Raw genomic sequence first — 14,677 nt, forward strand, 5'->3', positions numbered from 1 at the left:
GAGGTCTTTTTATGGATAAGAAAATATATATATTTGATACAACTTTGAGGGATGGGGAACAAACACCAGGAGTTAGTTTAAATCTTCAAGAGAAGTTAGAAATAGCAAAGCAGCTTGAAAAATTAGGTGTAGATGTCATTGAAGCAGGGTTCCCCCTTGCTTCAAAAGGAGATTTTGAAGCAGTTAAAGCAATTGCTAAGAATGTAAAGGGACCTGTTATTGTAGGCCTAGCTAGAACATCAAAGAAAGATATAGATCGTGCTTGGGAAGCTCTTAAATATGCTGAAAAACCTAGAATACACACATTTATAGCTACTTCAGATCTTCATATGGAGCATAAATTAAAAATGGAACCAGATGAAGTATTAAATACAGCTGTAGAAATGGTTAAGTATGCCAAATCATTGTGTCCAAGTGTGGAATTTTCACCAGAGGATGGAACAAGAACAAGACCTGAATTTTTATACAAGGTATTAGAAGCTGTAATAGATGCTGGAGCTGATATACTTAATATACCTGATACTGTAGGATATTCAACACCAAATGAATATGGTGCATTTATTAAGGGAATTAAACAAAATGTTCCTAATATTGAAAAAGCAATTATAAGTGTTCACTGTCATAATGATTTAGGTTTAGCTGTGGCAAATTCTTTGGCAGCTATTGAAAATGGAGCAACACAAGTAGAATGTGCAATAAATGGATTAGGAGAAAGAGCTGGTAATGCAGCACTAGAAGAAATTGTGATGGCTATCAAAACACGATCAGATAATTTTAATTGTTATACAGATATAGTTACAGAGCAAATAAGCAAAACTAGCAATTTAGTAAGTCATATGACAGGTGTAGAAATTCAACATAACAAGGCTATTGTAGGAGCTAATGCTTTTGCTCATGAATCAGGTATACATCAACATGGAGTATTAAATTGCAGGGAAACTTATGAAATAATGACTCCAGAATCCGTAGGCTTAAAGAAAAACTCTATAGTGCTTGGTAAACATTCAGGAAGACATGCTTTTGAAGAAAGATTAAAAGAATTGGGATATGCTAATTTAAGTATGGATAAGATAAATGAAGCGTTTATAAAGTTTAAGGATTTAGCAGATAAGAAAAAATCTGTTTCAGATGAGGATATTGAAGCTTTAGTTATACAAGAAGCTTTTCAAATTCCAGAACTATTTAAGCTTGAGTATTTTCAAATTTCCAGTGGAAACAGTACTTTAGCTACATCCACAGTGAAGCTTGGATTTGAGGATAAAAAGCTTGAAGAAGCTTCCTTAGGTGATGGACCAGTGGATGCAACTTTTAAAGCTATTGAAAAAGCTATTGGAATTGATGTGATATTAAAGAATTATTTCTTAAAGGCTATTGGTAGTGGAAAGGATGCATTAGGAGAAGTGACTTTGAAGATTGAAAAAGATAATAGAATCTATTCTGGTAAGGGAATTAGTACAGATGTTATTGAATCCAGTGCAAAAGCTTTTATAAATGCTATTAATAAAATGCACTATGAAATGAATTATGACACCAATGAACTTAATCCAGTGCAATAAAAATGAACATGTTTATATGAAAACTATAAATCATTTATGATAACTTTCATTAACTATAAGTTGTTAATAAAATTGGATTTTTACACCTATAAATAGGTTAAAAAATACAATAAAATAAGTTTTATAATATTATTTAAAATACAAATGTTAACTTAAACACATAGATAGGGGGCAAATAATATGGCGATGACTATGACACAGAAAATTTTAGCTGCTCATGCAGGAGTTGAAAGTGTAAAACCTGGACAATTGATAAAGGTAAAATTGGATTTGGTATTAGGTAATGATATAACCACTCCTGTGGCTATTAAGGAATTTGACAAAATAGGAGTAAAAAAGGTGTTTGACAAGAAAAAAATAGCTATTGTTCCAGATCATTTTACACCTAATAAGGATATAAAATCTGCTGAGCAGTGTAAGTGTACAAGGGAATTTGCGTGTAAAATGGAAATTGAAAATTATTTTGAAGTTGGACAAATGGGAATAGAACATGCACTTATTCCTGAAAAAGGTTTAGCTGTTTGTGGAGATGTAATAATTGGTGCAGATTCTCATACTTGTACTTATGGTGCTTTAGGCGCATTTTCTACAGGTATTGGAAGTACTGATATGGGAGCAGGTATGGCTACAGGAGAAGCTTGGTTCAAGGTTCCAGAAGCTATAAAGTTTGTATTAAAGGGAAAGATGGCACCTTGGGTGAGTGGAAAAGATGTTATTCTTCATATTATAGGAATGATAGGAGTAGATGGTGCCCTTTATAAATCTATGGAGTATACAGGTGAAGGTTTAAAAAATTTATCTATGGACGATCGTTTCACTATGGCTAATATGGCTATTGAAGCAGGTGCTAAAAATGGAATTTTTGAAGTAGATGATAAAACTATAGAATATGTAAAAGAACATTCAAATAGAGAATATACTGTTTATACTGCAGATGAAGATGCAGAGTACAGCAAAGTTATAGAAATAGATTTGTCATCCATCAGACCTACAGTTGCATTCCCGCATTTACCTGAAAATACAAGAACTATTGATGAAGTTGGAGAAGTTTTTATAGATCAAGCAGTTATAGGTTCTTGTACTAATGGAAGAATAGAAGATTTAAGAGCAGCAGCTAAGGTCTTTAAAGGAAACAAAGTTAATAAAAGAGTAAGAGCAATTATATTCCCTGCAACTCAGAAGATTTATCTTGAAGCTTTAAGAGAAGGACTTTTAGAAATTTTTATAGAAGCTGGAGCAGTGGTTAGTACACCTACTTGTGGACCTTGTCTTGGAGGACATATGGGAATTTTAGCCAAAGGAGAAAGAGCTATTGCAACTACTAATAGAAATTTTGTAGGAAGAATGGGACATCCAGAAAGTGAAGTATATTTAGCAAGTCCAGCAGTAGCGGCAGCATCAGCAATTACAGGAAAAATTTCATCTCCAGAGGAGGTAGCAAAATAATGATTAAGGGTAAAGCAATTAAATATGGAAATAATGTGGATACAGATGTTATTATACCAGCAAGATATTTAAGTACAAGTGATCCAAAAGAACTAGCAGCTCATTGTATGGAAGATTTAGATAAGGATTTTAAAAATAAAATATCAGCTGGAGACATTATGATAGCAGGAAAGAATTTTGGATGTGGTTCTTCAAGAGAACATGCACCTATTGCTATTAAAGCATCAGGCATAGGATGTATTATAGCAGAAACTTTCGCAAGAATATTTTTTAGAAATTCAATAAATATAGGACTTCCTATAATGGAATGTACTGAAGCAGCAAAAGATATTGAAGAAAATGATGAAGTATCTATAGATGTTTCTACAGGAATAATAACTAATATTACTAAGAATAAGACTTATACTGCAGTGCCTTTTCCAGAATTTATGCAGAAGATTGTAGATGCAGATGGACTTATAAATTATATTAAGCAAGAGGTGAATGAATAATGAAAATAGCAGTAATGCCAGGAGACGGAATAGGTAAAGAGATAATTAAACAAGGAATAAAGGTAATAAAGGCAATTTCAAATAAATATAAATGTGATTTCGAAATTAAAGAAGCATTAATAGGTGGAGCTGCTATAGATGAAACAGGATCTCCACTGCCAGATGAAACTATAGAAGTTTGTAAAAATAGTGATGCAGTGCTATTAGGTGCTGTGGGTGGACCTAAGTGGGATAAACTTCCAGGAAATTTAAGACCTGAAGCAGGTCTTTTAGGTATAAGAAAGACTTTAGGAGTGTTTGCTAATTTAAGACCAGCTATTTTATTTCCTCAGCTTAAATCTGCTTCAAATTTGAAAGAAGAAGTATTGGGCAATGGTTTAAATATTATGATTGTTAGGGAACTAATTGGTGGTGCTTATTTTGGAGAAAAAAAGAGAGTAGATATAAAAGAAGGACAAAAAGCTTGGGACACTATTGTTTATTCTACTCCTGAAATAGAGAGAATTGTAAAAATGGCCTTTCAGGTTGCAAGAAAAAGAAACAAAAAGCTTACATTAATAGATAAAGCTAATGTACTTGAAAGTTCAAGGCTTTGGAGAGAAGTTACAAATAAAATATCAGAGGATTATAAAGATGTAGAGTTAAATTATATGTATGTGGATAACGCAGCTATGCAGCTTATTCGTGATCCTAAGCAGTTTGATACTATAGTCACTGAAAATATGTTTGGGGACATTTTAAGTGATGAAGCATCTATGCTTACAGGATCTTTAGGAATGCTTCCTTCTGCAAGTTTGGGAGAAGGAAAGGTTGGTATGTATGAACCTATTCATGGCTCAGCTCCAGACATTGCAGGATGTGATAAAGCTAATCCTATTGGAACTATCATGAGTATTGCAATGATGTTTAGATACAGCTTTAATATGGAAGAAGCAGCAAGAGATATAGAAAATGCAGTTTCAAAGGTTTTAGATAAAGGTTATCGTACATCAGATATTATGGAACAAGGAAAAGTATCAGTAGGAACAGAAAAGATGGGAGAACTTATAACACAAGAAATTCAATAGAGCGGGTATAAAATGGGATAAATGAAAAGGGGGCTTTTCATATATAACTTGGGGAATTTCCCTTATACCTTAAGTGCTAATAAATGTATAGATAAGGGGGTAAACTAATGAAAGCTGCAGAAGCCATTATTCAATGTTTAATAAAGGAGAATATAAAAACTGTATTTGGGTATCCAGGTGCTACAGTAGTAGCTTTGTATGAAGCTTTAAGAGAATCAGAAATTGAACATATATTAGTTAGACATGAACAGGCAGCAGGACATAGTGCCAGTGGATTTGCAAGAGCTACAGGAACTACAGGAGTTTGTATTGTAACTTCTGGTCCCGGTGCAACTAATGTTATAACTTCAGTTGCTACAGCTTATATGGATTCTATACCAATGGTTATTATTACGGGGCAAGTTAAATCCAATTTAATTGGAAAAGATGTTTTTCAGGAAGCGGACATTACTGGGGCAGTGGAATCTTTCACAAAGCATAATTATTTAGTGAAAAGTGCTGAGGATATTCCACGTATTATAAAGGAAGCTTTTTATATAGCAGGAACGGGAAGACCAGGACCTGTATTAATTGATATACCATCAGATATTCAAGAACAGGATATAGATTTTGAATATCCAGAAGAAGTAAACATTAGAGGATATAAACCTACAGTTATTGGGCATAAGGGGCAAATAAAAAGAGCTTTAGATAAGATTAAAAGTAGTAAAAAACCTCTCATCTGTACTGGGGGCGGTATTGGATGTGCTAAAGCAGAAAAAGAATTAATGGAATTTGCTAAAAAATCTAAGATTCCAATTGTACATACTCTAATGGGCAAAGATTGTGTGCAGGGAGATAATCCTTATTATATAGGGCTTATTGGATCTCATGGATTTAGTTACGCAAATAAAGCAGTATCTGAGGCTGATGTTTTAATACTTATTGGTACTAGAATTGCAGATAGAGCTACAGCAGGATCTAAATATTTTGGAAAAGATGCAGAAATTATTCATATTGATATTGATCCAGCAGAAATAGGAAAAAATTTAGGAACTAATATTCCTGTAGTTGGGGATTGCAAAAACATATTAGAAGAATTAATTAAGGGGATAGAACCGTTAAAAACAGAGAAGTGGATTGATGAAATAAGAAGCTGGCAAAAAGAAAAAAATATGTGTAACTTTGAAAACAAGGTTAATCCTAAATGCTGTTTAAAGATTTTATCGGAAATTATAGAAGATGATGCAATTGTTGCAGCAGATGTAGGTCAAAATCAAATTTGGTGTGCTAGAAATTTTACTGTAAAAGGTGAAAGAAGATTTTTAACTTCTGGAGGACTTGGAACTATGGGATATTCTCTTCCAGCAGCAGTAGGTGCAAAAATAGCGGAGCCTAATAGAAGAGTAGTTGCTGTTATGGGAGATGGATCATTTCAAATGAGTTTATTTGAGCTTGGGACTGCAGCTCAAAACAATGTGAATTTAATAATAATATTGTTTAACAATTCAGGACTTGGAATGGTTAGGGAAATACAAAACAGAATTTATGAAGGAAACTATGGAGTTGCCTTAAGCTGTAATCCAGATTTTATTAAAATAGCTGAAGCTTATGGTTTTGCAGGAAGAAAAGTTAATTCTAATGAAGCTTTTGAAAAAGCTCTTAAAGAGGCTATGGAATCTAATAGGACCTTTGTTATAGAATGTGAAGTTGATCCATTGGAAAGCACTTTTTAAAGGGGGCGATTATTATAAATAAGTATGTATTATCAGTACTGGTAGAAAATCATTCCGGAGTTTTAAGCAAAATTTCAGGATTATTCAGCAGAAGAGGCTATAATATTCACAGTTTAACAGTAGGAGTTACAGAAGATCCTGAAATATCACGTATGACCATAGTTATTATAGGTGATGAATATATGTTAGAGCAGATTAACAAGCAATTAAATAAACTTGTGGAGGTTATAAAAGTAGTAGAATTGGATACAAATAAATCTGTTTATAGAGAACTTGCTTTAGTAAAAGTAACTGTGGATATGAATACTAAATCGTCTATTACGGAAACAGTTAATATATTTAGAGCTAATATTGTAGACTTGAATAATAAAAGCATGACTATTGAAATAACTGGGGATGAAGGAAAAATATCAGCTTTTATTAATCTTATGAAGCCTTATGGCATTAAGGAAATTGTGAGAACAGGTGTAACTGCTCTTGAAAGAGGATGTAAATCCATAGATATAGAAGGGATTGAGTGTAAATTTGCATAAGAGCAAATTTACATTCAATCCTTTTAATTTTGAAGAAAAGAGTTAACAAAATTGTAACCAATCTGATATTAAACTGACACAAAAAAATGTAAAAATGTGTACATATCTATAAGAAGTAGAAAAGATAATTAGTTAAGTTAGATATAAAAATTAATTAGTTTATTTTTTATAGACTTAAGTAAAGTATATATTGCAATAGTTTAATTGAGGAGGTAATGGGTTTTGAATAAAAAAATAAAAACTACTAAGGAAAACTTAGCTATATCAGTTATATTAATTTTTTCAGCAGTATTGAATTTTGCCAATATAGGTATAGAGGGTTATGCTAATACCTATTATGCTGCTGGTGTAAAGAGCATGCTGATGAACTTAAAGAATTTCTTTTTTGTGTCTTTTGACCCATCTGGTTTTGTAACTATAGACAAACCACCTTTAGGTTTTTGGATACAAACCATATCGGCAAAAATATTTGGTTTTAGTGGATGGAGCATAATTTTACCTCAGGCACTTGCTGGAGTAATTTCAGTTTGGCTTATGTATTATTTAGTTAAAAGAACTTTTGGGAGTATACCATCATTGATTGCAGCACTATGCCTTGCAATAACACCTATATTTGTAGCTGCAAGTAGAAATAATACTATAGATAATTTATTAGTTTTAGCTTTATTAGCTGCTTGTTTAGCTGTTTCAAAAGCAGCTGAAGAGGGTAAATTTAGCTGCCTTATATTGAGTTTAGTATTTGTAGGTATAGGCTTTAACATCAAAATGGTGGAAGCTTATATGGCAGCGCCAGCTATATATATAACATATCTTCTTTCTTCTAAATTATCTTTAAAAAAGAGAATACAGCATCTTGTCTTAGGAAGTATAGTACTTTTGGCAGTATCATTTTCCTGGGCTTTGGCAGTGGACTTAACACCTGAAGCAAATAGACCTTTTGTAGGCAGCAGTACTAATAATTCAGTTACGGAGCTCATAATTGGACATAATGGTTTAGAGAGAATTGGATTAGGAAAAAGTTTGAAAATAGGAAATTTGTTTAGTTCAAAAAATAAAAATACATCGGAGAAAGCATCTAACGAATCGAAAAAGTTACCAGAAAATTTTTCAAGAATGGAAAGTAATAATAAATTTAATGATAACTCTAACTTGAAAAATAGAAAAATTCCAACAAATAATATGAATTTTGGTGGTATGGGAAATGGTTCAAAAGCTGGTATTGTGAGATTGTTTTCTTATAATAATATGTCTGATCAAATATCATGGTTATTACCTTTTGCATTGTTTGGTTTTTTAGCAGCAGCAATAAAAGAAAATTTAAAAGCACCTTTTGATAACAAAAGAAAATTATCATTGATATTGTGGATAACATGGTTAATTCCTGAATTTATATATTTTAGCTTCACAAAAGGATCTTTCCACACATATTATTTAACTACCATGGCACCATCAATTGCTGCTTTAACTGGAATTGGACTTTGGTCCATGTGGAAATTATATAAAGAAGGCAGCAAAGCAGCATGGCTTTTACCAATTGCATTTATGATAAATGGTATTGTTCAAATAAGATTATTAAGTTATAACTATAAAATAACAAGTTATAAGATAATAATCATAGCCATAGGAGTTTTGTGTATTTTGAGCTCATTAATTTTAGCAGTACTCCAAATAATCAAAAATAAGAATTTGATATTAAATAAAGCAGTAGTTGCTATAGCCTTTATAGGTATTTTAGTAGCACCAACAGTTTGGTCATTTACGCCAATGTTTTATAAGATGAATGTAAGCAGTCCTTCAGCAGGATTAGAACTTTCACATAATAAGCAAGTTGGAAACTTTAGTTCAAGTACTAATTCAAAGCTAATAGAATTCTTGGAAAATAATAAAAACAATGAAAAGTATTTAGTGGCAGTACCTAGTGCTATGAATTATGCTTCGGATATAATACTGAAAACTGGAGAACCTGTAATGACAATAGGTGGATTTAGTGGCTCAGATAAAATAATTACTTTGGATCAATTTAAAAAATTAGTTAAAAGTGGAGAAATAAGATATGTTATTGTAAATGGAACTATCGGTGGAATTGGTGCATCAAGGAATGGTTCCAATAGTGATATAATGAGTTGGGTTAAGGAAAATGGAAAACTTGTTCCAAATACTCAATGGCAAAATAATGTTTCTTCAAAAAATCAAAAAAGTAATGGTAAATCTAATATGAATGGACAAAGAAATTCAATTGAATTATATGATTTGAATAAAAATTAAAATCATTGTTGTAGAAGGGATTGAAGATAAATTGGCATGAAAACCAATTTATTTTCAATCCCTTTAATGTTCAATAAATTGTTTTAAAAACTGTATTTTAAAATTTGGAATTCATTTAATAAAAAGAAACAAAAATAATTTAATAGAATATATTGACAAATAGAGACTACAAGTGTAGTATGGAATTATAAAGTGAAGACTACATTTGTAGTACGTAAAGGAGGGAAAAACATTGAAGGAAATGCCTAAAATATCAGATTCGGAATGGGAGGTGATGAAGGTTTTATGGAAGAAGTCTCCAATTACTTCTAGTGAAATAATTGAAGCTTTAAAAGAGTATATTTCATGGAGTCCTAAGACTATTCATACTCTTATTAGCAGATTGGTAAATAAAGACGCCATTGAAGTAAAAAAAACAGAACCTTTCTATTTATATTCTCCTAAGATATCTGAAGATGAATGTAAGAAAGTGGAAACAAAGTCTTTTATTAAAAAAGTTTATGATGGTTCAATACACTTATTGATTTCTAATTTCTTAAAGGATGAAAAATTGTCAGGAGAAGAAATAGAAGAATTGAAAAAAATATTAGATGAGAAAAAGAAATAGAAGGAGGTGATTTTATATGGAGCTTTCTTCTGTATTTAAAATGGTGATTTTATCATCAGCTACAGCTAGCATAATTGCAATTATAATTTTAATTGTAAAAAAATTATTTAAAACAAAACTTAACGTTACATGGCAGTATTACATCTGGTTTTTACTTATTATAAGATTGATTGTACCTAGTAGCTTTGAAACTCCAATAAGCAAATTTAATATGGCTGCAGTAACTGAAAGGGTTGAAATATCTCAAAGTTTATTAAAAAATAGTAATAATCAGCAATATAATACCCAAGACAGCAATAAAGTTTCAAAAGTTAAGACGGAAGCAAAAAGTGATTTAAAAGAAACAAAGGATAAGGATTTCAAATACTACTTTAATATAGCAAGTATAGTATGGATTATAGGAGTTGTTTTAGCTTCAGTTGTCATATTCTTAATAAATGGATTACTTTTTGTAAAAGTAAATAAACAACCTATTTGTAAAGACCCAAATACAGTGAAAGTATTTGAAAAATGCAAATCCATTATGAAAATTTCTAAATTTATACCAATTGTTTATGATAGATATGCAGGTACACCAGCACTTTTTGGATTAATTAAACCTAAAGTTTTAATTAACCCAGATTTAATAAATAAACTTTCTTTTGAAGAAAAAAAATTTATTTTTCTGCATGAACTTTCACATTTTAGAAGAAAAGATGTATTTACAAGTTGGATAATGATATTTTGTGGTGTAGTTAATTGGTTTAATCCTATAATATGGTTTTCTTTTCATAAAATGTGGGAAGATTGTGAGTTAGCTTGTGATGCTTATGTACTGTCTCATTTAGAAAATGAAGAACAAAAACAATATGGAAAAACAATTATAAGTTTAGCAAGCTTTGTTTCTCGTAATAAATGGATTCCTGGAACTACAGGAATAATAAATGGTGAATCAAATATAAAGAGGAGGATAATTATGATAAAAAATTTTAAAAGAACATCATATAAATGGACAGCAATACCAATTTGCATTTTGGTAGCTTTGGGTATGATAGGTTTAACTAATTCACCTACTAAGGCTACCACCTTGAAAAATGAAGGAAATTTATTGCAAACCAAAGAAAGTAAAGAGAATTATGTCAATATAGTTAAAGAATTTTTGCCTAAAAATTCAAATATAGTAACTACAGAAACTACAAAAGAAGCTGACAATGTTTTTGTAAAGGATTTGGATAATGATGGTAAGGGTGAAATTGTAAGTGCTTACAAATTAGCTGGAGAAGATGAAAAAATAAATGTAATAGTTTTGAAGAAGACAGGAAAAAGTTGGGCTAAAATTTTAGATGAACCTGCAGAAGGATATAAAATAGAATCAGTTCTAACTGCAGATATAGATGGAGATGGCAAAGATGAAGTACTTATAAGTAAGAGAGTTGGAGGAACTTTAGCACAACTTTCTGTATACAAATTGAAAGATAATTTGTTAAATAAAATTTCAAATGAAGATGTGCAATATTCTAAGTTAGATATACTAAGTATTCCAGGGAAAAATTCAAAAGCTATAGCTACATGGATGCATGATACTGGAGAGGCTTATATAGTAGATGTTTTGAAATGGGATGGAAAAACCTTTGTTCCAGCACAAGATCTTTATGATAATTATTTCAAACAATCAGTTGTACCTTACTATGAACAAAAGGTAAAAACAATGCCTGAAGCAGGATTTTATTGGTACTATTTAGCAGATGCGCAAATAAAGGCCAAGGATAAAAAAGCTGCACTACAATCAATAGAAAAGGGATTAAGTTTAAATAAAGGATATCCTTCAACGAAAGAATTCAATAAACTTAAAGAAAAAGTTGTCCAATAGTAGTATAATATAATGTATATTAATGAAATTAATATAATTTGATGGAATTTTACCTATAATTTTCAGTAAAATTCCATCTGAATTGATTTTTAATTTGTAGGAGGAATTGTGGCAATAAATGGTAGAAAGTATGGACAATAACGGTAAAAGTGCTAAAAAGCCAAAATTGAAGATAAATAAGAAAAAAATGGCAAGATCTTTGTGTATACTTGCTGTATTAATTTATATTATACGTATATCATGGATACATTTTTGGGTTAATAAGTATGATAAACTTATATATCCAGGGGTTAAAGTAGAAGGTATAAAGTTAAGTGGAAAGACTAATGAAGAAGCTGTAGCTGCATTAAAGCGTAACTATGTAAATGAAATATTTAAGAAAAATATAGTAATTAAAATTGAAGATAAAGTATATACAATAAACTATTCAAAGCTAAACATAAATTATAATATAGAGGATACCGTAAAAGATGCCTTTAAATATGGAAAAGACAAAGGTACTATTAATGACAAATATAAAATCATAAGAAGTGCTAAGGAAAAGCAGTTTAGCTTAAAGTATAATTATGATAAAAAAGAAATTGAAGATACTGTATCTAAAATTCAACAACAATTTGATAAAAAACCAGTAGATGCTAAGATAACTAAGGATAAAGATGATGAATTTAAGATTACTGCAGAAAAAGATGGGCAAGAGGTAGATAAAGACAAGCTTATTAAGGATATTGATGCAGGAATCAGCAACAAGGCCATTAAGGATGTAGTAGTTAATGCTTCATTGAAAAAAGTACAACCATCTGCAAAAAAATCAGATTTGCAAAAAATCGATACAAAAATATCTAGCTTTACTACTAATTTTGCTTCTTCTTCAGATAGTAGAGTTAATAATATTAATGTAGCTGCAAAGGCTTTAGATGGAACTACTATAATGCCAAAGGAAAAGTTTAGTTTTAATAGCATAGTAGGAGAAAGAACAGAAAAAAGAGGCTATCAAGCTGCAACTGTCATTGTAGGTGACAAATTAGAATCGGGTCTAGGTGGAGGAGTATGCCAAGTATCAAGTACTCTTCATAATGCTGTAGTAAGAGCAGGTATAACACCAACAGAAAGGGATCATCATAATATACCTGTTAGTTATGTAGGGCTTGGAATGGATGCAACTGTGGATTATGGGAATATAGATTATAAGTTTAAAAATACATTGGATTATCCCATATATATAGAATGTATAGTAAAGGATAAAGATATAACCTTCAATATTTACTCTAATTCAAAATTAAATGATAAGACCTATGATCTTGTAAACAGTGTTAAAACAGCAAATAAAGGTAATAAAACTATATGTACGGCAAAAGCATATAAAGTTACTTATGTAGATGGAAAAGAGGTTTCCAGACAAGAAATAAATAGCGATGATTATGTAAAATAAGATTTTGCATAATGAAATAGGGACTTTGAAAGATTTTTTTGTTAAAATTTATCTTTCAAAAGTCCCTTGATTTATTAAAATCCCATTAATCTTTTTACATTATTACAATTTTCCTTGGAGGTAAGTAATTCTAAAAGCTTAAAAGCTACATTAAAAGCAGTGGAAGGGTTATAGGAAGTTATTATGTTTTTATCTATGACAATTGGCTTATCAGGAATAACATTTACCCCAAATTCAGATAATTGCTTTTGCCTTTTACCTAAATTATAGGTTGTGGCATTCCTACCATTTAAAACTCCACTTTTTCCAATAGGTAGTGCAGCAACACAAATAGAAGCTATTATTTTATCTGCTTTGTCAAATTCTCTTATTAAATTTAAAAAATCTTCACTAAAAGCATCTTCATAAAAGCCAGCTTCTTCAAACCCACCTGGAATAGCAACAGCATCAAACTCCTCTACATTTACTTCACTTAATAGCATTTCAGGAATTATTGTGAAGTTCCAAGTACATTTTAATCTTTCTCTCATTCCTGCAGTTACCAAAGTTGTAGTGCCATCACCTTCAAATTTATTCCATCCAAGAACATCTGTAAAAACGCTAGCTTCTACTGCTTCAAATCCATTGGCTAAAAGTAACAATATTTTTTTCATTATAAAACATCTCCTTAATAATTTACTATATTATGTGAAGATCATGATCTAACATGGGTAGAGTATAACACTATATATATCATCAGTAAAATTGAAATAATTGAAGTAAATAATCGAAATATATGATACTATAGTATTATAAAGTTATAGTATATATGGTAAGGGATGAGGATAGATGGAAATAAGACAATTACAAACTTTTTTAACTATTGCTGAATTAGGTGGATTTACAAAGGCTGCTGAACATTTGGGATATGCTCAATCTACTATAACAGCTCATATTCAAATATTGGAAAATGAATTAGGTATAGTAGTATTTGATCGTCTTGGAAAGAAAATTGTTTTAACTGATGCAGGTAAAAGATTATTACCTAAGGTAAGACAAATGTTAGAAATTTATAAAGACATTGAAAATATATCAGAAAATAACAATTGTATATCTGGGGATTTAGTTATAGGAGCAGGGGAATCCTTATCCATATATAGATTAGGAGAAATTTTAAAGGAATATAGAAGAACTTTTCCTAAAGTAAATATTATTTTAAAAAATTCAATTTGTAGTGATTTAAGAAAAAGGTTGCACAATGGTGAACTAGATGTTATTTTTACTATTGAACAGCAAATTAAAGATGAGGATTTAGTGATTAGAAATTTAAAAGATGAGAAGATGATGTTTATTTCAGCACCAGAAGTAGATTTAAGTTTCTTATATTCCAATGCTAAAAATAGTAGGGCAAAAGAGCCTATTATATTCAGTGAAAAGGGGTGCAGCTTTAGGATATTTTTTGAGAATTATTTAAGGCAAAATAAAATTAAATATGCAAACCCATTAGAATTTTCAAGCATAGAAGCTACAAAGAAATGTGTTATGAATGGTCTTGGAATATCATTATTGCCATTTTATGCTGTTGAAAGTGAAATTGAGCAAGGAAACCTTAAAGGAGTGGAACTTCCGAAGTCCTATAATGATTTCCATACTCAACTTATTTATCATAAAGATAAAAAAATATCTCAATTAATGAGTAAACTAATAGAAATTACCTTAAAATATTGTTGTAATTGGTGA

General features: G+C 30.6%; 12 protein-coding genes. 11 read left to right on the forward strand and 1 reads right to left on the reverse strand.

What is annotated here, in order from left to right:
* Nucleotides 1-11: 11 nt before the first annotated feature.
* From Ccar_RS06155 to Ccar_RS06200, 10 genes are all read left to right on the forward strand, one after another.
* Entirely contained in the window at nt 12-1,556 is a 1,545-nt protein-coding gene (locus Ccar_RS06155; RefSeq protein WP_007059935.1) for a 2-isopropylmalate synthase, read from the forward strand.
* A 180-nt stretch (nt 1,557-1,736) separates the two neighbouring features.
* Nucleotides 1,737-3,002: a 3-isopropylmalate dehydratase large subunit gene (gene leuC, locus Ccar_RS06160; protein ID WP_007059934.1), complete on the forward strand. Its 1,266-nt coding sequence runs from the start codon at nt 1,737-1,739 to the stop codon at nt 3,000-3,002.
* Nucleotides 3,002-3,493: a 3-isopropylmalate dehydratase small subunit gene (gene leuD, locus Ccar_RS06165; protein WP_007059933.1), complete on the forward strand. Its 492-nt coding sequence runs from the start codon at nt 3,002-3,004 to the stop codon at nt 3,491-3,493. Before leuC ends, leuD begins: the two co-directional genes overlap by 1 nt.
* Nucleotides 3,493-4,560 carry a 3-isopropylmalate dehydrogenase gene (gene leuB, locus Ccar_RS06170; RefSeq protein WP_007059932.1) on the forward strand — a complete coding sequence of 356 codons (1,068 nt, stop codon included), beginning with the start codon at nt 3,493-3,495 and terminating at the stop codon, nt 4,558-4,560. Before leuD ends, leuB begins: the two co-directional genes overlap by 1 nt.
* Nucleotides 4,561-4,667: 107 nt before the next feature.
* Entirely contained in the window at nt 4,668-6,275 is a 1,608-nt protein-coding gene (gene ilvB, locus Ccar_RS06175) for a biosynthetic-type acetolactate synthase large subunit (RefSeq protein WP_007059931.1), read from the forward strand.
* A 14-nt stretch (nt 6,276-6,289) separates the two neighbouring features.
* Nucleotides 6,290-6,808 carry an acetolactate synthase small subunit gene (ilvN, locus tag Ccar_RS06180; RefSeq protein WP_034826961.1) on the forward strand — a complete coding sequence of 173 codons (519 nt, stop codon included), beginning with the start codon at nt 6,290-6,292 and terminating at the stop codon, nt 6,806-6,808.
* A gap of 222 nt (nt 6,809-7,030) precedes the next feature.
* A complete protein-coding gene (locus Ccar_RS06185; protein ID WP_007065147.1) occupies nt 7,031-9,073 on the forward strand; it encodes a glycosyltransferase family 39 protein in 2,043 nt (680 codons plus the stop codon).
* A 232-nt stretch (nt 9,074-9,305) separates the two neighbouring features.
* On the forward strand, nt 9,306-9,680 hold the full coding sequence (locus Ccar_RS06190) for a BlaI/MecI/CopY family transcriptional regulator (protein ID WP_007059928.1): 375 nt from the start codon (nt 9,306-9,308) through the stop codon (nt 9,678-9,680).
* Between the two features lie 16 nt (nt 9,681-9,696).
* Nucleotides 9,697-11,529 carry a M56 family metallopeptidase gene (locus Ccar_RS06195; protein ID WP_007059927.1) on the forward strand — a complete coding sequence of 611 codons (1,833 nt, stop codon included), beginning with the start codon at nt 9,697-9,699 and terminating at the stop codon, nt 11,527-11,529.
* Between the two features lie 118 nt (nt 11,530-11,647).
* The gene (locus tag Ccar_RS06200; protein ID WP_007059926.1) at nt 11,648-12,958 is read left to right on the forward strand and encodes a VanW family protein; all 1,311 of its coding nucleotides are present in this window, start codon (nt 11,648-11,650) and stop codon (nt 12,956-12,958) included.
* Nucleotides 12,959-13,032: 74 nt separating this feature from the next.
* Here Ccar_RS06200 and Ccar_RS06205 read toward each other — a convergent pair whose 3' ends face one another.
* The gene (locus Ccar_RS06205; protein WP_007059925.1) at nt 13,033-13,611 is read right to left on the reverse strand and encodes a DJ-1/PfpI family protein; all 579 of its coding nucleotides are present in this window, start codon (nt 13,609-13,611) and stop codon (nt 13,033-13,035) included.
* A gap of 175 nt (nt 13,612-13,786) precedes the next feature.
* On the opposite strand from Ccar_RS06205, the gene Ccar_RS06210 reads away from it, so the two are divergent.
* Entirely contained in the window at nt 13,787-14,677 is an 891-nt protein-coding gene (locus Ccar_RS06210) for a LysR family transcriptional regulator (protein WP_007059924.1), read from the forward strand.

It is taken from the genome of Clostridium carboxidivorans P7 (assembly GCF_001038625.1).
Lineage (GTDB): Bacteria > Bacillota > Clostridia > Clostridiales > Clostridiaceae > Clostridium_AM > Clostridium_AM carboxidivorans.